Origin of the sequence: Nonomuraea angiospora (assembly GCF_014873145.1) — a bacterium.
Classification (GTDB): domain Bacteria; phylum Actinomycetota; class Actinomycetes; order Streptosporangiales; family Streptosporangiaceae; genus Nonomuraea; species Nonomuraea angiospora.
In genome coordinates this window covers 10,762,680-10,781,901 of the sequence record NZ_JADBEK010000001.1, presented here as the reverse complement: position 1 = coordinate 10,781,901, position 19,222 = coordinate 10,762,680, and the positions used below count along the sequence as shown (strand labels likewise).

14 protein-coding genes are annotated in these 19,222 nt (G+C 71.3%); 8 read left to right on the top strand and 6 right to left on the bottom strand.

Annotated elements, in window-relative coordinates; translation table 11 throughout:
• Positions 1–50: 50 nt before the first annotated feature.
• Positions 51–2,873, top strand: a complete 2,823-nt coding sequence (locus H4W80_RS49660) for an AfsR/SARP family transcriptional regulator (protein ID WP_192791445.1) — start codon at positions 51–53, stop codon at positions 2,871–2,873.
• A 196-nt stretch (positions 2,874–3,069) separates the two neighbouring features.
• A complete protein-coding gene (locus H4W80_RS49655; RefSeq protein ID WP_192791444.1) occupies positions 3,070–6,342 on the top strand; it encodes an NACHT domain-containing protein in 3,273 nt (1,090 codons plus the stop codon).
• A gap of 2 nt (positions 6,343–6,344) precedes the next feature.
• Here H4W80_RS49655 and H4W80_RS49650 read toward each other — a convergent pair whose 3' ends face one another.
• On the bottom strand, positions 6,345–7,001 hold the full coding sequence (locus H4W80_RS49650; protein WP_192791443.1) for a response regulator: 657 nt from the start codon (positions 6,999–7,001) through the stop codon (positions 6,345–6,347).
• Positions 6,998–7,990 (bottom strand): HAMP domain-containing sensor histidine kinase, encoded by a 993-nt coding sequence (locus tag H4W80_RS49645; protein ID WP_192791442.1) that lies wholly within the window; start codon positions 7,988–7,990, stop codon positions 6,998–7,000. The genes H4W80_RS49650 and H4W80_RS49645 overlap by 4 nt, the downstream gene beginning before the upstream one ends.
• Positions 7,991–8,311: 321 nt before the next feature.
• Here H4W80_RS49645 and H4W80_RS49640 point away from each other — a divergent pair, with 321 nt between their 5' ends.
• From H4W80_RS49640 to H4W80_RS49630, 3 genes are all read left to right on the top strand, one after another.
• Entirely contained in the window at positions 8,312–9,598 is a 1,287-nt protein-coding gene (locus H4W80_RS49640; protein ID WP_192791441.1) for an ArsB/NhaD family transporter, read from the top strand.
• 73 nt (positions 9,599–9,671) lie between these two features.
• Positions 9,672–10,232, top strand: coding sequence for a hypothetical protein (locus H4W80_RS49635; RefSeq protein ID WP_192791440.1), 561 nt, complete (start codon positions 9,672–9,674; stop codon positions 10,230–10,232).
• Positions 10,233–10,306: 74 nt separating this feature from the next.
• Positions 10,307–10,846, top strand: a complete 540-nt coding sequence (locus H4W80_RS49630) for a hypothetical protein (protein WP_192791439.1) — start codon at positions 10,307–10,309, stop codon at positions 10,844–10,846.
• A gap of 3 nt (positions 10,847–10,849) precedes the next feature.
• Here H4W80_RS49630 and H4W80_RS49625 read toward each other — a convergent pair whose 3' ends face one another.
• From H4W80_RS49625 to H4W80_RS49610, 4 genes are all read right to left on the bottom strand, one after another.
• Complete coding sequence (locus tag H4W80_RS49625) at positions 10,850–11,530, bottom strand: TetR/AcrR family transcriptional regulator (protein ID WP_192791438.1); 681 nt, start codon at positions 11,528–11,530, stop codon at positions 10,850–10,852.
• Positions 11,531–11,572: 42 nt separating this feature from the next.
• Positions 11,573–13,291: an ABC transporter ATP-binding protein gene (locus H4W80_RS49620; RefSeq protein WP_192791437.1), complete on the bottom strand. Its 1,719-nt coding sequence runs from the start codon at positions 13,289–13,291 to the stop codon at positions 11,573–11,575.
• Positions 13,288–15,090 carry an ABC transporter ATP-binding protein gene (locus H4W80_RS49615; RefSeq protein WP_192791436.1) on the bottom strand — a complete coding sequence of 601 codons (1,803 nt, stop codon included), beginning with the start codon at positions 15,088–15,090 and terminating at the stop codon, positions 13,288–13,290. Before H4W80_RS49615 ends, H4W80_RS49620 begins: the two co-directional genes overlap by 4 nt.
• A gap of 81 nt (positions 15,091–15,171) precedes the next feature.
• On the bottom strand, positions 15,172–16,071 hold the full coding sequence (locus tag H4W80_RS49610) for a MurR/RpiR family transcriptional regulator (RefSeq protein ID WP_318787421.1): 900 nt from the start codon (positions 16,069–16,071) through the stop codon (positions 15,172–15,174).
• Between the two features lie 112 nt (positions 16,072–16,183).
• Between H4W80_RS49610 and H4W80_RS49605 the strand changes: the two genes are divergently transcribed.
• From H4W80_RS49605 to H4W80_RS49595, 3 genes are read left to right on the top strand one after another with little or no spacing between them, the layout of a single operon-like run.
• Positions 16,184–17,557 (top strand): MFS transporter, encoded by a 1,374-nt coding sequence (locus tag H4W80_RS49605; protein WP_192791434.1) that lies wholly within the window; start codon positions 16,184–16,186, stop codon positions 17,555–17,557.
• Entirely contained in the window at positions 17,554–17,982 is a 429-nt protein-coding gene (locus H4W80_RS49600) for a GAF domain-containing protein (RefSeq protein WP_192791433.1), read from the top strand. Before H4W80_RS49605 ends, H4W80_RS49600 begins: the two co-directional genes overlap by 4 nt.
• Positions 17,979–19,190, top strand: coding sequence for a metal-dependent hydrolase family protein (locus H4W80_RS49595; protein ID WP_192791432.1), 1,212 nt, complete (start codon positions 17,979–17,981; stop codon positions 19,188–19,190). The genes H4W80_RS49600 and H4W80_RS49595 overlap by 4 nt, the downstream gene beginning before the upstream one ends.
• The last annotated feature ends 32 nt before the right edge of the window (positions 19,191–19,222 follow it).

Here is a 19,222-nt window from a genome sequence, read left to right as displayed (position 1 = left end):
ATGATCGTCGGCTGGATAGGGTGGAAGCCGATCACTGAGAGGGGCGGCCGTTGGACGGTGCGGAGTTCCGGCTGCTGGGGCCGGTGGGGATCTGGTCGGGCGGCAGGTCACTGGGGCCTTCGACCGCGCAGCAGCGCTCGGTGCTGGCCATGCTGCTGCTCCACCCGGGCCGCACGGTGCCACTCGACCGGCTGGTGGAGGCCGTGTGGGACCAGGAGCCGCCGCCGTCGGCCCGCAACGCCATCCAGGGGTACGTGTCGCGGCTGCGCCGGGTCCTGGCCGGGATCCCCGGCGTCGAGCTGGTCACCTCCTCGCCCGGCTACCGGCTCGACCTCGATCCGCTGCGGGTCGACCTCTACCTCTCGCGCCACCTGGTCGAGCGGGCGCGGGCGGGCGGCCAGGACGAGGCGGGCCCGCTGCTGCGGCGGGCGCTGGAGCTGTGGAGCGGGCCGCCGCTGGCCGGGGTCGCCGGCGAGTGGTTGCGTGAGACGTTCGGCGGGCCGCTGGAGGAGGAGCGGCTCGCGGCCGTCGAGGAGCGCATCGCGGCCGACCTGCGTCTCGGGCTGTGCCGGGAGCCGCTGGCCGAGCTGCCGGTGCTGATCGGCGAGCATCCGCTGCGGGAGCGGCTGGCGTACCTGATGATGGCGGCGCTGCACCAGGACGGGCGCAGGGCCGCCGCCCTGGAGGTGTACCGCGACGCCAGGCGGCGGCTCGTCGACGGGCTGGGCGTCGAGCCGGGCGGCGAGCTGCAGGAGCTGCACCAGCGCATCCTGCGCGAGGAGCCGGACGCCGAGCCGCCGGCGGCGCCGGTGTCCGCCGGCCCGCCCCCGGCCGCGGTGCCGGCGGAGCTGCCCGCCGCGCCGGCGTCGTTCACCGGGCGGGCCGAGGAGGTGGCGCGGGTGAGCGCGGCGCTGGCCGGCGACGGGCCGGGCGCGGTGCGGATCTGCCAGATCAGCGGCATCGGCGGCGTCGGCAAGTCCTCCCTGGCCATCCACGTCGCCCACGCGCTGGCCGGCCGCTACCCCGACGGCCAGCTCTACGTGGACCTGCACGGCGCCTCGCCGCAGGTCGTCCCCGTCGATCCGGTCGAGGCGCTCGGGCGGTTCCTGCGCTCGCTGGGCGTGGCCGGGTCGGCGGTGCCCACGGACCTGGAGGAGGCCGCGGGCCGGTTCCGGTCGCTGACCGTCGGCAGGAGGATGCTCGTCATCCTCGACAACGCCAGGGACGCCGCGCAGGTGCGGCCCCTGCTCCCCGGCAGTCCGACGTGCGCCGTGCTGGTCACCAGCCGCCGGATGCTCGCCTCGTTCGACGGCGCCACGCAGGTGTCGCTGGACGTGCTGCCCAACGGCGACGCCCTGGCCCTGCTGGGCGGCATCGTCGGCGACGGGCGGATCGCCGCCGAGCCCGCCGCCGCGGCCGAGGTGGTCCGGCTGTGCGGCGGCCTGCCGCTGGCGCTCTGCCTGGCCGCGGCCCGGCTGCGGGCCCGCCCGTCGTGGCAGGTGTCGGCGCTGGCCGGGCGGCTGGCCTCCGCCCACCGCCGCCTCGACGAGCTGCGGGCCGACGACCGGGGGCTGCGCGCCAGCTTCCAGGCCGGCTACCAGGAGCTGAAGTCCGACGCCGACGGGATCGCGGCGGCGCGGATGTTCCGGCTGCTCGGCCTGCTGGACGGCCCCGATCTCGGCCTGCCCACGGCCGCCGCGCTGGCCGGCCTGCCCGAGGAACGCGCCCAGCGCCTGCTCGACCTGCTGGTGGACGCGCGGCTCGTGCAGGAACGCGCCCCCGACCGCTACGACCTGCACGACCTGCTGCGGCTGTTCGCCCGCGAGCGGGCGGCGGAGGAGGAGAGCGAGCCGGCCAGGCGGCTGGCCGTGGAGCGCGCGCTGCACCACCACCTGGCCACCGCGCGCACGGCGATCGAGATGCTGAAGCCGGCCTACACGTGGCGCAACGAGGTCGGCCCGAGCTCCCTCACGCGTCCCGGGCTGGCGCTGGAGACGAACGAGGACCTGCGGGCCTGGGTCGACGCCGAGGAGGACAACCTGCTCGCGGCCGTCGGCCAGACGCGCGGCACGCCCGCGGCCGGGCTCGGGGTCGCGCTGGCGGTGACGTTCGCGGTCCCGCTCTATTCCACGGGCCGCTGGCGCGGGCTGCTGGCTCTCAGCGAAGCCGCGTTGCGGGCCGCCGAGCACACCGCGGAGCCGTTCGACGAGGCCGTGGTCCTGGGCGACCTCGGCTGGGCGCACGTGTGCGTGGGCAACCAGATCGTCGGCATCGCCCACATGAACCGTTCGCTGGCCATCCACCGGCGGCTGGGGAACAAGCGCCGCGCGGCCGCCCTGCTCGACCACCTCGGCATCGCCTACCGCGGGGCGGGCCGCTTCGACGAGGCCGCCGACCATCATCGGCAGGCCATCGCGCTCATGGACGACCGCTACGGGCAGGGCGCCATCCTCACCCATCTCGGGCTGGTCTACCAGCGGGCCGGGCGGTTCGCCGAGGCCGTCGAGGCCGGCGTGCGATCGGTCGCGATCCTGGAGGAGACGGGCGCGGCGCTCGACGCGGTGACCGCCCTGGCCAACCTCGCGGAGGCGTACCGGCTGGCCGGCGACCCCGCCCGGGCGGTCGCGCACCACCGCGAGGCGCTGGCCCGCTACCGGGCCGCGGGCCACGGCGGCGACTACGTCGAGGCGGAGAGCCTCTGGGGGCTCGGGCACGCGCTGAGCGAGAGCGGCGAGTGCGACGAGGCCCGCCGGCTCTGGCGCAGGGCGGCCGCCATCCTGCACGGCCTCGGCCTGATCACCGCCGAGGAGCGGCACTCCATCGAGAACGACGACGTGCCGGCCACGCCGCAGGTCATCCAGCGCATGCTCTGATCCCCGGGCACAGGGCCACTACTCGCTCCCACAGCGCGAGGAGTGGTCCAAGCCGGGCGAGGCGGCCCACTTGTCCACCACGAGATCCCATTTCGTGACCTATATGGACAAAAGCCCATTAATTTATCGCCTCAAGCTAGGGCGTCGATCACAGCATTACCCACCGAACATCTCCAAGACACACAATAATCAGCTTGTGTCGAAATCGATCACGTACGCGGACGCGCTCCGCATACTCGGTGGAGAGAGCGCGACGATCAAGGCCTTGGACAAGATCGTCGGTGGGGCTCTCCTTGGTGCCGCCGCCGCAGGCTTCAGCGTTGCTCTCGGCCTGATAGACGCCAAAGCAGAAGCCGTACGCCTGTGCCACGAACTCGTCAGCAACCTGCGCGGCAAACTCAGCGGCCTTGGTCGATACACACGCACACAACGACTGGAAGCAGCCCACGCGATCATCGTGCTCGCCGCGTTTCTGGAGGCTATCGACCAGGTAGACCTGCCGTTCACCGCGAAGCAACTCGACCTGAGCAGGAGAGAGATCGTGGAAATCGGCAACCGGTCCAAGAGCAAGGACAAGGTCAGAGACAACATCCTGAACGCTGAGGTCTTGGTGCCCGAGATGCACCGGTCCTACGAAGAGAACCTCCACATCATACGGCGGCATTACGTCGCGGTGGCCGCCAGTCTCACAACCTTCCTTCGCGGCCTGAAAATCTGGGAGGATCTGGACGAGACAGCGCAGCGTCACGTGCCGCTCCGCCTGATAGGCGAGCTTCCCGATTATGCCTGCGCTCGCTATCAAGAGCTGTATCGACAGTTGAGTCTCGATTGTCGAGAATTTTCCATTTGGGCCGATATTGGACACCATCAGGCAACTCGGGACGTCATCCGCACGGGTCTGGCCGAACTGGAGCACAGGCTCTCGGATCTCGTATCCGGGATCGCTCCCGCCCACCAACTGCTGAGCATCACCAACGCGAACAGGGCGGCACTCGACCGGCCGGTCAATGCCGCGAGGGATCTGCCGGAAGATCTGCGAATACCCAAGCTCTCGGCCGCGTACGTGGACCCGAGGTTTCGTGTCTGCGAGCCCGGCGGCGGACATGCCGTCTCCCGCCGGATCCGCCAGGTCACCGAATCCGGGACCCCGGCCGACATCAGTTCCAGAGTGTGGTGGGAGAACGTCAAGGTCCGGAAGAACCTGCCACAATTCCTCGCGGGATTCCTCACCTCGCCGCGAGCCGTAACGGCTCCGCTGATCGTTCTCGGCCAGCCCGGCTCAGGCAAGTCGGTGCTCATGCAGATTCTGGCTGCCCGGCTCCCGGCGAACCAGTTCCTGCCGATTTGTATTTCGATGCGCAGTGTGCCGGCCGATGCCGAGCCGCACATGCAGATCGAGGCCGCGGTATCTCAGTTGACACACGAGAACGTCCACTGGGCGAACCTCGCACGCTCCGCCGCACACTCAGGAATACTGCCCGTGCTGCTCTTCGACGGGCTCGACGAGGCAGTCCAGGCCACAGGGGTGCACAGGAGCGACTTCCTCGAGAAGGTGGCCGATTTCCAGCGACGCGAACGCGACCAGGGCCGTGCGGTCGCAGCCGTGGTCACCACCCGCGCGGCCGTCGCCAATTGGTGCAGGTTGCCCGACGGCCTCCTCGCCGTCCAGCTCGAACCCTTCGATCCGGAACAGATCAGCACATGGATAGAGACCTGGAATTCGGTCAACGAGAACTATTTCCGAGGTCGGGCGCTACGTCCGCTTCTCCCAGAGCATGTGGTGTCTCAGAGAGAGCTGGCATCCGAGCCCTTACTGCTGCTCATGCTCGCGCTCTACGATGCCGATGCCAATGGGCTACAGCTCGACTCCGGGTGCATCGCACGGACTGAGCTCTATCGCCGGGTGCTGACCCGTTTCGTGGAAAGGGAGATCGCCAAAAAAGACTCCAACCTGGCCGCCGAGGCAATGGAGGAGGCCGTTGATTATGAGCTCAGGAGGCTGGCGATCGTCGCCATCGCCATGATGAACCGACGCCGGCAATGGGTCTCGCGAGACGAGATCGATCAAGATCTGCAAGTGTGGTTCCCGAAGGACGGAAGGTCGCCGAGCACGGATTTCCGCGCCTCACTCAGCCCGGCAGAGAAGATCATCGCACGATTCTTCTTCATCCATGAGGCAAAGGCCGTCCAGAACGGGCAGCCGGTCGCGACGTACGAGTTCCTGCACGCCACCTTCGCCGAATATCTCGTCGCCTTCCTGTTTTTCAACGTGCTCGAGCAGTTGCGCGCCGAGGCCGCCGCCTCCGCGAGACCGTTCGGCGACGACCGGCCGCAGGACGGTCCGCTCTACGCGCTCTCCTCGTTCGCGTTGCTGTCCAGTCGACGGGCTGTGCTCGGCTTCCTCAAGGAGATGGCTGGCACCACCGGCGCCTACGACAAACTCGTCACGCGACTGTTCCAGCAACGCGACAATCGAACCGATCATCGTTTTGCCGAGTACCTGCCCAATCGGCTCATGACGACGAAGCGAAGTGCATACTACGAGGCCAATCTGATCGTCATGAGCGCGACCACCGCGGAGTATGTGAGCGTCAGGGAGTTACTCGGGATCGGCACCGACCCGATCGACGAGTGGCAGCGTCATGCACACCTTGTGAAGCACGCGGCGCTGAAGGAGGAATGGCTCAACCATCTTCAGCTCTTCCGTGTGAGCAGGACTTCCGAGGCCGCTGAGGACGATGTCCGGGTGTCGATCGGCGAGTTGTCGCTCTCCTCGGACCCAGACTCCCTCAATTCGACTGGGGCGCATGATGTGGCGGCAAAGCACGAGATAGAGCGGATGGAGAAACGGTTTCTCCTGGACGAATCCTTGGGCTTGGCCGGTGACAGGGGTGAGAACGTCGGCATCCCCGAGCGGGGGATCGTCATGCGGAAGGAACCCTTGGCCGACTGTCTGGAGAACCTGCTCTATGGCCGCACGGATGTCGCCACAGGATATCGAGACCTGCTCCGGCAGTTGTCGATGCCGGACGGCCATGAGTCGGCCATCGACTGCGTCGGGAGCATCCTGCGCCTGCTCGCACGGGACATACCAGAAATCGAGCCGGAAGTTACTGCCACACTGATCCGCCGGCTGATTCCACTGATCAAGGGTGAGCGGAACGCCGATGCGATCGCCGATTGCGTATCGGACCTCATCGCGCGCGACACCCGGCAGAAAAGCCTCGTCCATGATCTCGTCAAGGTCGATCCGTCGCCCTATGCCCGGCTACGCGTCGCCGTCATCCTGATGGAGCTCGAAATCGCCGCTACGGATGTTCCCTGGGACGAGTTGGCGGTCGCGAATGTACTCACAAGGATGGGGCTGGACAGGCTACGCCAGGCGGATCGACGTCTCTTCCTCAATTCCCGGCGCGTCATCATGGCAGACGGCGCTCGCTATGGACTGAGTTGGCCCGCTGACCTGTAACGTCAGGGCTCGACGAGGCCCGCGCGGATGGCGTAGCGGGTCAGGTCGAGGCGGTCGCGCATGCCGAGCTTCTGCAGGATGTTGGCCCGGTGCCGGTCCACGGTCTTCACGCTGATGACGAGCGTCTCCGCGATCTCCTTGGCCGAGTTGCCCTCCGCGATCAGCTTGACGATCTCCTCCTCCCGGGGCGTCAGGATGCTCTCGGGCATGCGCTCGCCCTCGCGCGAGCGCTGCAGGTAGTCGCGGATGAGCGCGGTGACCGCCCCGGGATACAGGAACGGCTCGCCTCGCATCGTGGCCCGGCACGCCTCCAGCAGGTCCTGGTCGGCGACCGACTTGAGCACGTATCCCGAGGCGCCGACCTTGAGGGCCTCGAAGAAGTACTGCTCGTTGTCGTACATGGACAGGATCAGGATGCGGATGCCGGGCGCGCGGCGGGAGATCTCGCGGGCCGCCTGGAGCCCGGTCATCCGCGGCATCGCGATGTCCAGGATGGCCAGGTCCACCGCGTCCTCCGACGCGGCCGTGACGGCCTCCGCGCCGTCGGCGGCCTCGGCGACGACCTCCAGGTCGGGCTCCGCGTCGAGGATCATCTTCAGTCCCCGGCGGACCAGCGCGTGGTCGTCGGCCAGCAGGATCCTGGTCTTGGCAGTGCTCACCGCGTTGGGCTCCGATCGTTCGGGATGGTCAGGTGGACGCGGGTGCCCTCCCCCGGCGGGGAGTCGACGGTCAGGCGGGCGCCGATCAGCAGGGCGCGCTCGCGCATGCCCCGGATCCCGGCCCCGTCCTGGCGCGCGCCGCCCTGCCCGTCGTCGGTGACGCGCAGGGTCAGCCGCCCGTCGTGCGTGGCCAGCGACAGCTCGGCACGCGTGGCGCGGGCGTGCCTGGCGATGTTCGTGAGGCTCTCCTGGGCGATCCGGTACAGCACGAGCTCGACGTCCTCGCCCAGCTCTGGCAGGTCGTGCTGGACGGCGCGGGTCACCTGGACGCCGCTCATCTGCGAGACGTCGCTGCACAGGGCGCTCAGGGCGGCGTGCAGGCCGAGGTCCTCCAGCACGCCGGGGCGCAGCCGGCGGGCGACCTGCCGCACCTCGTCGAGGCTGGCGCGCACGGTCTCCTGCACGCCGTGCAGCTCCTCGCGCAGGTCGCCGGGCGCGCGGTCGACCACCCGCTTCAGGCCGAGGAGCACCACGGTCAGGCTCTGGCCGATCTCGTCGTGCAGCTCGCGGGCGATGCGCCGCCGCTCGCCCTCCTGGGCGGCCAGGGCGTGGCCGCTGCTGGCGCTGCGCTCGGCCTCCAGGCGGTCGAGCATCGCGTTGAACGTGGCGATCACGTGGGTGAGGTCGCTGTTGCCGCCGTCGGGCAGCCGCTCACCGGTCCGCAGCAGGTCCACGCGCTGCATGAGCGTGGTCAGCGCGTCCAGCGGGGCCAGGCTGCGGCGCAGGAGCAGCGCGTTGGCGGCCAGCATCAGCGCCAGGCCCACGATCAGCACCGGCACCTCGGCCAGCACGACGGGCGCGGACACGGTGGCCGGTGAGACCGCGAGGACGGCCGTGGCCACCGCGAACACCAGCCCGTTGATCATGAACAGCCGCCGGAACAGCGCCTGCGCCGGGCTCCTGGTCGTCCTCTTCGCCCCCTCGTTCATCTCACCAGCCTCTTTGTCTCCCGGTACCGTTGTCGATCCGGCCTGACCCCCATCCTGCGCGACGCCCCTACATGCTCCGTCCCTCCCCAGATGGGTGCTGGACCCGATGGTGCCGGGCCCGCCCGGACCACGAGACTGGAGCGGAGCCGCCGCCCGCGAAGGATGACCTCGATGCGGCGCGCGCACGAGACGATCGTCCTGGAGCGGCGGCTCACCAAGCCCGAACCTGTTCCGACTCCGGAGGTCGATAGCCGTGTGCCGCCAATCCCACCTTGTACCGTCATGCCCCGCCGCCCGGTCCGGGCCGCCGGGGCTTGACGGATGAGCGCATACGTAGCCCTCGCGATCTTCCTGGTCGCGTTCTTCTTCATCGCCACCGAGAAGGCCGACAAGGTCAAGGTGGTGCTCATCGCCGCCGGGCTGATGGCCGTCCTGGGTCTCGTCCCCGGCGCGGAGGTGTTCTTCTCCGAGCACGAAGGCATCGACTGGAACGTCATCTTCCTGCTCTTCGGCATGATGATCATCGTGGGGATCATCAAGCAGACGGGGGTCTTCGACTACCTCGCCATCTGGGCCGCCAAGCGGTCGCAGGGCAGGCCGTACCGGCTGATGGTCATGCTGATGGCGATCACCGCCGTGGCCTCGCCCTTCCTCGACAACGTCACCACGATCATGCTGGTCGCGCCGGTCACCATCATGGTGTGCGACCGGCTGCGCATCCCCGCCCAGCCGTACCTCATCGCGGAGGTGCTGGCCTCCAACATCGGCGGCGCCGCGACCCTCATCGGTGACCCGCCCAACATCATCATCGGCAGCCGGGCGGGGCTGACGTTCAACGACTTCCTCGTCCACATGGCGCCGATCGTGGTGGTCGTCTTCGCCGTGTTCGTGCTGCTCACCCGGGTGATGTTCCGCGGGTCGTTCCACTACGACGCCGGGCACGCCGCGGCGGTGATGGCGCTGGACGAGCGGCGGGCCATCACCGACCCGCGGCTGCTGACCCGCTGCCTGGTGGTGCTGGGCCTGGTGATCGCCGGGTTCGCGCTGCACGCGGTGGCTCACGTCGACCCGTCGATCGTGGCCCTCGTGGGGGCCGGGGTGATGCTGATGGTCGCGCGCACGGACGTCAACGAGGTGCTGCGCGAGGTCGAGTGGTCCACGCTGGTGTTCTTCATGGGCCTGTTCATCATGGTCGCGGGCCTGGTCCACACGGGTGTCATCGCGGCGATCGGCACGTGGGCCCTGGGCGCGCTGGGCGACGACTACTTCGTCGCCGCGACGGCGCTGCTGTTCGGCTCGGGCGTGCTGGGCGCGTTCTTCGACAACATCCCGTACGTCGCCACGACCGCCCCGATCGTGGAGGGCGTGGTAGCCCAGATCCCCGACCCGAGCACCGGCCAGGCGTTGTGGTGGGCGTTCGCGCTGGGCGCGGACTTCGGCGGCAACGGCACGGCGGTGGCGGCCAGCGCCAACGTGGTGGCCCTCGGCATCGCCGCGCGGTCCGGGCACAAGATCACCTTCTGGCAGTTCACCCGGTACGGCATCGTCGTGACCATCATCAGCACCCTGATGGCCTGGGCGTACGTCTGGCTGCGCTACTTCGCCTGACCGGGGAGATCAGGGGAAAGTCAGGGGCGATCACCGATGAGCGCCCCTGACCCGAGGGGGCATCGTGGGCCTCATGAACCGCCTCACCCAGATCTCCTTCACCGCGGCCCCCGCCGCGCTGCTCGCCGGCAGTCTCCTCACGCGCCTCCCGGGCGCCGACGCCGTGGGCGGGCCGTGGTGGGCGGCCGCGCACGCGGTCCTGCTGGCCGGGTTCCTGATGTTCGGCGTCATGCTCCTGGCGCTGCGCCGCATGGCCGGGCCCGTGACGGGCGGGTGGCGGGCGGCGGCGGACGTCGCCACGGGGATGGCGCTGCTCAGCACGGCCGCCAACGTCGTCGGGCTCGCCGTCGACCTCTACAACAGGTTCGAGAGCCCGCGCGTGGCGGCGTGGGAGCCGTTCGTCTACGGGGCCGCCTTCGCCGCCCTGGTGGCGATGGCGTTCGTGCTCGCGGCGCTGCGGCGGGTCACGGTGCTGAGCGCGGCCGTCACGGCCACGGGCGTGGCGGTGCTGATCGGGGGGCTGCTCGAACCGGCCCTGACGCCGGTCGGCATGGCGCTCATCTGGCTCGGCACGCTGCTGCTGAGCCGGGGCCCGGCCGAACCGGCGGGGCAGATCGGCTACCGCCTCCACTGAGCGATCGCCCGGCCGTCAAGTGGGTACGTCCATGAAGGCCCCGGCTCCCGGCTTTCGTGAAGGAGTGGTTCCCCATGCTCTACGTCTTCGGCTTCGACCGGATCGGCGTGGCGGTGAGCGACATCTACTTCGTCGACCCCGACCCGCTCAAGGGACAGGAGGGCGCCGAGCGGGGCGTGCGCCTGGAGCTGCGGAAGCTGCATTCCGGCGAGCTGAACGGGTCGATCTACTCGGCCCGGCCCATCACCGTCGAACGCCCCCTCTGGCGGGTGGACCTGCTGGAGTCGGTCAACGGCACGCCCGGCAGCTTCGACCGTACCCACCATCACCCCGGCATCGACGGGTGGGAGCCGGGGCGGCGGGTGTTCGACAAGGAGCTCTCCGGCGAGCCGCTGAAGTGGCTGAGCGCGCGGCTGACCGACCTGGAGGGCGTGCTCGACGAGGTCGGCGTGGACCGCGGCGAGGTGAGCGCGGCGGACGTGGCGGGCCTGCGCGAGCGCGCCCAGGAGATCGTCGAGACCGTCGCCCGCCTGCTCGACGGCGTCCACTCCGGCGCCCTCGCCACCCCGCCGGACGACGCCTCGGCCGCGAGTGTCCGCGCCAGCTGGTTGTGACCTCTAGGGGGCCAGGCCGGCCGCGATGCCGTCCAGGACGAGGCCGAGCTTGCGGCCGAACCACACGGAGGCCGGCTCCGACAGCGCCCGCCGCATGACGGGCGCCACCTCCGGGCCGACCGCCTCGGCCCAGGCGTCGGCCGAGCTGTCGCGAACCTTGGCCGTGCCGGCGGAGCCGCCCGCGGGCGCGTCGAGCTGCTGGCTCCTGCCGAAGACGTCGATCGCCAGGTCGAAGACGGTGTCGACGGCGAGGAACGCGTCCTCCACCGCGAAGCCGTAGCCGATCAGGCGCTGAACGGCCGCGCCGAAGCGGTGCATCACCTCGTCGGGGAAGCGCCTGAGCTTGAGGAACTCCTTGATCAGGCCGGGGTGCGCCTCCAGCAGCGCCCACAGCGCCCCGGCCTGCGCCTCCAGGTCCGAGCGCCACTCGCCGGTCGGCTCCGGCCAGGCCGCCTTGCCGATCGCGCGGTTGATGGCCACGATGACCAGCTCCTCGCGGTCGGCCACGTGGCGGTAGAGGGCCGAGTGGGCGACCCGCAGGCGCTCGGCCACGGTGGCCAGGGTCAGGTTGTCGAACCCGACGGCCAGCGCGGCGTCGGCGATGTCGGGCCGGGTGATGCGCGGCGGGCGGCCGCGCGGGCGGCCGAGCACGCGCCACTCCCGCGCCGTCGTCTCCTCACCCATCGAGCCCCCTACCGCCGTCGATCACGTCGCGCCGCCCACCGGTCAGGCGCGTACGAGGCGCCAGCCGCGGGCCCGCGCGCGTTCCTCCCAGAACGCAGCGTACCGGCCGCCCGCCTCCAACAGCTCCTGATGGGTGCCGCGCTCGGCGATCACGCCGCCCTCCAGCATGACGATCTGGTCGGCGGCGGCGATCGTGCTCAGCCGGTGCGCGATCACCAGCAGCGTCCGGTCGCGGGCGAGCGTGGCCAGCGCGTCCATCAGGGCGGACTCGTTCTCCGGGTCCAGCGCGGCGGTGGCCTCGTCCAGCAGGACGATCGGGGCGTCCTTGAGGATCGCGCGGGCGATGGACACCCGCTGGCGCTCGCCCCCGGACAGGGTCGCCCCTGCCTCGCCGATCCGCGCCTGCCAGCCGCCGGGCAGCCGCTCGGCGATCTCCTCGACCCGCGCCAGCCGGCCCGCCTCGCGGACCTCCTCGTCCGTCGCGTCCGGCCGCCCCAGCCGGATGTTGTCCTCCAGCGTGCCCTCGAACAGGTAGACGTCCTGGAACACGATCGACAGCTGGGCCATCAGGTCCTCGGGCGGGTAGTCGCGCACGTCGTTCCCGCAGACCCGGACCGAGCCGGCGGAGGCGTCCCAGAAGCGGGCGATGAGACGGGTGAGCGTGGTCTTGCCGGACCCGGAGGGCCCGACCAGCGCGGTCACCGTGCGGGGCGCGACGGTGAAGCTCACCCCCCGCAGCAGCGGCCGCTCGTCGTAGGCGAAGCTCACCCCGTCCAGCTCGATCGACGGCTCGCCGGCCCGCGCCGTCCCGCCGGACGGCAGCGGCGGCGTGGTCAGGACGTCGCGGATGCGCCGCAGCGCGCCGCGTGCCATGCGCAGCTCGCCGCCCACGTCGGCGGCGGCGAGCAGCGGTTCGGTGAACCGCACGGCCAGGACCAGCACCCCGACCAGCTCCGGCACGTCCACCGCGCCGCCGAGCGCCAGCGAGCAGCCCACCAGCAGGATCGCGGTGAAGGCGAGCTGCACGGTCAGCGCGACCGCGCCGAGGCCGGGCAGCGTGGTCCGCAGCAGGCGCCGCAGCGCCGACCGCTGCCGCACCAGCGCGCCGTCGAGCAGGTCGTAGCCGTCCGCCGTGCGCCCGAAGGCCCGCAGGGACGCCTGCTGCCGGGCGAACTCCACCACGCGGTCGGCCCCCTCGGCCCCCGCGTCGTCCATCGCCGTGTCGCTCCGCTGCACCAGGGTCTGCGTCCAGCGGAACGCCAGCCACAGGAACGGCGCCGTGACCAGGGCCGCCAGCCCCAGCCGCCAGTCGAAGACGAACATGCACACCAGCACGGTCGCCGGCGCGGTCACCGAGGTCACCACGACCTGGAGCAGGTGGGCGGGCACGCTCATCACGTCCATGACGCCCTTGCCCGCGAGCTGTCCGAGCCGGCCCACCCGGTCGGCGCTGAACCAGCCGACCGGCAGCCCGGCCACGTGGTCGCCCATCCGGTGGTAGAGCGTGCGCAGGGCGGCCAGGCCGACCGCGTATCCGTACTGCGACTGCAGGTAGGAGGCGACGGCGGTGGCCGCGACCACGGCGGCGAAGGCCGCGAGCCACGCTCCGGCGGCCTCGCCGGACAGCAGCGCGCGCAGCACCGGCACGAGCATCGCGAACGACGCGCCCTGCAGCACGCCGTACACGGTCATCGCGAGCAGGCTGCGGCGCAGGCGCGCCCCGTGCTCGGGGCCGAGTACGGCGCCCAGTTCTCCGATCATGCCCGGGTCCAATCCCGATCGTCGTCGCGTACGTGGGCCGCCCACAGCCGGGTGTAGAGCCCGCCGGCCGCGCGGAGCTCGTCATGGGTGCCGCGCTCGACGATCCGGCCGCCGTCGAGCACCGCGATCTGGTCGGCGCCGGTGATCGTGCCGAGCCGGTGCGCGATGACCAGCAGCGTGCGCCCGGCCACCAGCGTGGACAGCGCGTCCTGGATGGCCGACTCCGACTCCGGGTCGGCGAACGCGGTGGCCTCGTCCAGCACCAGGATCGGCGCGTCGGCCAGCAGGGCGCGGGCGATCGACACGCGCTGCGCCTCGCCGCCCGACAGGTGGGCGTCCTCCCCGATCACCGAGTCGTAGCCGCGCGGCAGCTCCGTGATCCGGTGGTGGATCTGGGCCGCGCGGGCCATCCGCTCGACCTCCTCGCGCCCCGCGCCGGGGCGGCCGAGCGCGATGTTGTCCGCGAGGGACGCGCGCAGGAGCTGCACGTCCTGCAGGACGAAGCCGACGTGGTGGTACAGCTCGGCGGAGCCGATGTCGCGCACGTCCACGCCGCCCACCGTCACCTGGCCCGCGCCGGGGTCGTAGAAGCGGGGCAGCAGCTTGGCCAGCGTGGACTTGCCCGAGCCCGACGGCCCGACCAGCGCGGTCACGGTGCCGGGCGCCAGCGTCAGGTCCACGCCGCGCAGCACCGGCGTGCTCCCGTCGTAGGAGAACGACACGTCGTGGAACTCCACCCGGTGGCCGTGCGGGCGGGTCGGCTCGGCGGGCTCGGGCAGCGGCGGCGTCGCCAGCAGCGCGGCCACCCGCCCGGCCGACTCGGCCGCGCGCCGCAGCCGCATCGAGCCCATGTCCAGGGTGAGGAACGGCGCCGTCAGCGCCACCCCGACCAGCACGAACGGCAGCACGTCCACCGGCGCCAGCCAGCCGTTCGCGGCGAACACGACGCCTCCCGCGGTGGCCACGAGCAGCATGGTCGGGGGCGAGATGAGCGCGTTCGAGACGCCGCTGAGCCTGAGCATGGGCCGCACCCAGGCGCCGAAGAACTCGGCGAAGTCGTCGGCGGCCTCGGCGAAGCGCCGGTAGGAGCGTCTGGCCTGCCCGAACGTCTTGATCACCGCGATCCCCTGCACGAACTCGACCACGGCCGCGCTGATCCTGGTGTTCGCCTCGCTCCAGCGGCGCATCTGCTCGTCGTAGCCGCGCATCATGACCGCGAACGCGACGGCGAACAGCGGCACCGGGACGAGCACGACGAGCGTGAGCCGCCAGTCGACGTACAGCAGGTAGGCGAGCGCGGCCAGCGGGGTCACCACGGCCGCGAGCAGGTCGAGCAGGGCGTGCGCGACGAGGTGGTGCATCTCGCGCACGTCGTCCTGCAGGACCTTCTTGACCTGGCCCGAGTTGCGCTCGCCGAACCAGCCCAGCGGCACCCGCGACAGGTGCGCGGCCATCCGGCGGCGCAGGTGGAGCTGCAGGTCGGCGTCCGCGAAGTGGGTGATCGCCCCGGCCAGGCCGAACGACGTGAACCTGACCAGCAGCCCGGCCACCGCGATCCCGGCGATCAGCCAGACCCGGCCGGTCTCGGGGGCCGGGCCCAGCAGCACCCGGGCCAGCTCGGCCACGCACACGAACGGCACGAGCGCCGAGACGGCGTACACCACCTGGAGCACGGCGGCGGCGACCAGCCTCGGACGGATGGGGGCGAGCAGCGCCAGTAACGCGGCGCGGTCGGGGGCGGGCCCGTCGTCCTCGGGCGGGGACGCCACGGGGGCCGCCGGTTCGGCGGTGATCGTCATGTGTGAGCCTCCGCGCTTCGAGGGTTTCCGCCTGGAACCGATTTTGTTACAGGCGTTCTCGAATAGGCAAGGCTCGCTTAACTAAGCGCTCGGCGGACTGGGGGGTGTAGGGGTGGCCGGGCGGCGGTGCAGCAGGCCGAAGCGCGTCCACATGGCCTCCGCCGCCTCGATCGAGGCCCCGGTGCGGGCCGGGTCCACGGCGGCGAGCTGGGTGACCAGGGCCTGGGCGACCGCCATGCCCGCCGTCAGCGACGGGAAGAACGCCTCCCCTTCCGCCGGCACCATGACCACCTCCTCGGCCGCCTCGGCCAGCGCGGGGCTGGCCGCGTCCGTGAGGGCGAACACCCGCACCCCGCGCGAGCGGGCCACGTTCGCGGCCAGGACCGTGCTCTCGTACAGGCGCCAGAAGCTGATCGCCACCAGCACGTCCCCGGCGCCGAGCGCGGCCACCGCGTTGGCCAGCTCCGCGTCGCCGTTGGTCACGGCCGCGACGGGATAGCCCGCCAGGCGGGCGTTGTGGGCGAGGGCCAGCCCGACGGCCGCGTAGCTGCCGTCGGCGACGATCACGGTACGGCCCGCCGCCGCGACGGCCTCGGCGATCGTGAGCAGGACGCCCTCGTCGAGGCGGCGGTTCAGCAGCGCGAGGCTGTCCAGGTCGCGCCGGAGCGAGCGGGAGCTGGGCGAGCCGTTGCCATGGTGCTCGGCGGCCACCTGGCCGGCGCTCAGCGAGGACAGGTAGCGCGCCCGCAGCTCCTGCTGGAGCGCCGGCCACCCGGCGAACCCGAGCGCCTGCGCCGTACGCGTCACGGTCGCCACGTTCACCCCAGCGACCTGCGCCAGCTCCGCCGCGGACTCGAACGACGCCCGCCGCGGCTGGGAGAGCAGGATCTCCAGCACCGCGGCCGCCTTGCCGCGCAGCCCGCGCGGGGGCACCCGGGTGCGCAACCAGTCCTCGAAGCTGTCCGCGACCCGCTCTGTCACCGTGTCACTCTCCACCGTCATTCTGCAAAGACCATTGCATTTCGGATATTTCGCACTATATGTTGCTGCGCAATCGACCTGAAGGGCCATGACCTCGGGAAAGGTGTGCTCTATGACCCTGTTGGCCCGTCTGGACCGGCTCCCGCTGAGCCGCCCTCACTACCTGCTCCTCCTCATCGGCGGCCTCGGCTACACCTTCGACGGCATGGACTCGGCCGTCGTGGCATTCTTGCTCCCCAGCGCGCAGGACGCATGGGGCCTGTCCAACGGCCAGCTCGGCCTCATCGGGTCCGCGACCCCGTTCGGGTTCCTGTTCGGCGCGACCGTCGCCGGCCTGCTCGGCGACCGCATCGGCCGCAAGAAGGTCATGATGTACGCGCTCGCCTTCTACGCCGCCTTCTCCGTGGTCGCCGCGTTCGCCCCGAACTACGAGGTCTTCCTGGCCTCCCGGGTGCTGGCCGGGGCCGGCGCGGGCGCGGAGAGCGCGATCATCGCGCCGTTCCTGTCGGAGTTCGTGCCGGCGAAGCGGCGCGGCTGGTTCATCGGCGCGCTGGCCGGGTTCTTCTCGTTCGGGTTCGTGATGGCGGCGCTGATCGGCCGCTTCGTGGTCCCGACGATGGACGACGGCTGGCGGATCGCGCAGCTGATCACCGCGCTGCCGATCGTCATGCTGCTGTGGTGGCGCCGCTCGCTGCCCGAGTCGCCGCGCTTCCTGCTGCAGAACGGCCGCGTGGACGAGGCCGAGGCGGTGGTCGCCGACCTCGAACGCCGCGTCGAGCGGGCCACCGGCCAGCCGCTCCCGCCGGTGCCCGAGTCGGCCGCCCAGCCTGTCACCAACCCGGTGAAGGTCAACCTGCTCAGCGCGCTGCGGTTCCTGTGGAGCCCGGTCATGGCCAGGCGGACGGCCGTGACGTGGCTGATCTGGTTCGTGATCACGTTCTCGTACTACGGGTTCTTCTCGTGGATCCCCACCCTGCTCGTGCAGCGCGGCATCACGGTGACCAAGAGCTTCGAGTTCTCGATCATCATCTACCTGGCGCAGGTCCCCGGCTACTTCTCCGCGGCCTGGCTGTCGGAGCGGCTCGACCGCAAGAACACCATCGCGATCTACCTGTCCGGCTCGGCGGTCAGCGCGTTCTGGCTGTCGCAGATGGACACGCCCGCCACGATCACGCTCGCGGGCGCGGTGTTGTCGTTCTTCCTGAACGGCACGTACGCGGGCGTCTACTCCTACACCCCCGAGGTCTTCCCCACCTGGATCCGCGCCACCGGAACGGGCCTGTCGAGCGCGTTCGGCCGGGTCGGCAGCATCCTGGCGCCGACGATCATCGGGCTGTCGGCGGCGAACCTCGGCTTCGGCGGGGTGTTCGGCCTGACGACGGCGGTGCTGGTGGCCGGGGTGGTGTGCGTGGTCGTGTTCGGCCTGGCCACGGCCGGGCGATCACTTGAGGAACTGACGGAACCCGCCAAGGAGGCGAGCAGATGACCGGATTGAGCGAGCTCGAAGAGACCGTGCGGCGGGAGGTGGGAGTGCGGCTGTTCACGGTCCTGGCCTGGGTGCCGGAACGGCGGGCGCTGCGCCGCGTCCACACCAGCCACCCCGAGCAGTACCCGGTGGGCGGCGAGAAGACCGTGGAGGTCGCCCAGGGCTGGCTGGCGCGGTGCATCGAGGGCCGGGAGCCGTACTTCGGCAAGGACCGGGCCGCGGTGCGGGAGATCTTCGCCGACCACGAGCTGATCGAGAGCCTGGGCTGCGGGACGATCATCAACGTCCCCGTGGTCGACCAGGGGGAGGTGCTCGGCGTGCTGAACATCCTCGACGCCGAGGGAAGCTATGACGAGGAGTCGGTGGCCGTGGCGCGCTCGCTCGCGCCGCTCGCCGTCCCGGCTCTTCGCGGAGGTGCCGCGTGAATCTGCTGTTGCGTAACGCCCTGATCCTGGACGTGACGAGCGGCGAGTACGCCGAGGGCGACCTGCGCTGCGCGGACGGCCGGGTCGTCGAGACGGGACCCCGGCTGAGCGCGCCGGACGGCACGCGGGTGATCGACGCCGCCGGGGCGCACGTGGTGCCGGGGCTCATCGACGCGCACGTCCACGTCACCGCCTCCACCGCGAACCTCGGCACGCTCGGCTCCATGTCCCCCTCCTACGTCGCCGCGCACAGCGCCCAGATCATGGGCGGGATGCTCGACCGGGGCTTCACCACCGTGCGCGACGCCTCCGGCGCCGATTTCGGGCTGGCGGACGCGCAGGCGGAGGGGCTGATCCGGGGGCCGCGGCTGCTGTTCTGCGGCAAGGGGCTGAGCCAGACCGGCGGCCACGCCGACTTCCGCGGCCGGGGCGAGCACCAGCAGGACGACCACCCGTGCTGCGCCGGCGTCGGCCGCGTGGCCGATGGGGTCGACGCCGTACGCGTCGCCGCCCGCGACGAGCTGCGCAAGGGCGCGCACCACATCAAGGTCATGGCCTCCGGCGGCGTGGCCTCCCCGACCGACCGCATCGACTCGACCCAGTACTCCATGGACGAGCTGCGCGCGGCCGTCGAGGAGGCCGAGGCGGCCAACCGGTACATCGCCGCGCACGCCTACACCGCCAGGGCCGTCAACCGGGCGCTCGAGGCCGGGGTGCGCTCGATCGAGCACGGGAACCTGATCGACGACACGAGCGTGGAGCTGTTCCGGCGGCACGACGCGTTCCTGGTGCCGACGCTGGTGACGTACTGGGCGCTCAAGGAGGAGGGGCGCACGTTCGGGCTGCCCGAGCGGAGCTGGCGCAAGGTGGACGAGGTGCTGGAGGCCGGGCTGGCCGCGCTGGAGCGGGCCGCGCGCGGCGGGGTGCGGCTGGCGTACGGGACCGACCTGCTGGGCGGCATGCACCGGCACCAGAACCACGAGTTCCGGCTCCGGCGGGAGGTGCAGCAGCCGATCGACGTGCTGCGGGCCGCGACGGCCGGGGCGGCGGAGCTGGTCGGGATGGCGGGCGAGGTCGGCACGCTGGCCGTGGGGGCGCACGCGGACCTGCTCGTGCTCGACGGCGATCCGCTGGCCGACATCGGCGTCCTCGCCGACGCTGCCCACCTCCGCCACGTCGTCCAGGCGGGCCGGGTCGTCTCCGGCTGAGCCGGGGCCCGCTCCGGGGCGGGCGGCGTTGC

Coding starts and splice junctions, on each gene's coding strand:
- H4W80_RS49605 (WP_192791434.1), top strand. CDS start 16,184: ATGACCCTGTTGGCCCGTCTGGACCGGCTCCCGCTGAGCCGCCCTCAC.
- H4W80_RS49625 (WP_192791438.1), bottom strand. CDS start 11,530: ATGGGTGAGGAGACGACGGCGCGGGAGTGGCGCGTGCTCGGCCGCCCG.
- H4W80_RS49600 (WP_192791433.1), top strand. CDS start 17,554: ATGACCGGATTGAGCGAGCTCGAAGAGACCGTGCGGCGGGAGGTGGGA.
- H4W80_RS49640 (WP_192791441.1), top strand. CDS start 8,312: ATGAGCGCATACGTAGCCCTCGCGATCTTCCTGGTCGCGTTCTTCTTC.
- H4W80_RS49635 (WP_192791440.1), top strand. CDS start 9,672: ATGAACCGCCTCACCCAGATCTCCTTCACCGCGGCCCCCGCCGCGCTG.
- H4W80_RS49615 (WP_192791436.1), bottom strand. CDS start 15,090: ATGACGATCACCGCCGAACCGGCGGCCCCCGTGGCGTCCCCGCCCGAG.
- H4W80_RS49630 (WP_192791439.1), top strand. CDS start 10,307: ATGCTCTACGTCTTCGGCTTCGACCGGATCGGCGTGGCGGTGAGCGAC.
- H4W80_RS49645 (WP_192791442.1), bottom strand. CDS start 7,990: ATGAACGAGGGGGCGAAGAGGACGACCAGGAGCCCGGCGCAGGCGCTG.
- H4W80_RS49620 (WP_192791437.1), bottom strand. CDS start 13,291: ATGATCGGAGAACTGGGCGCCGTACTCGGCCCCGAGCACGGGGCGCGC.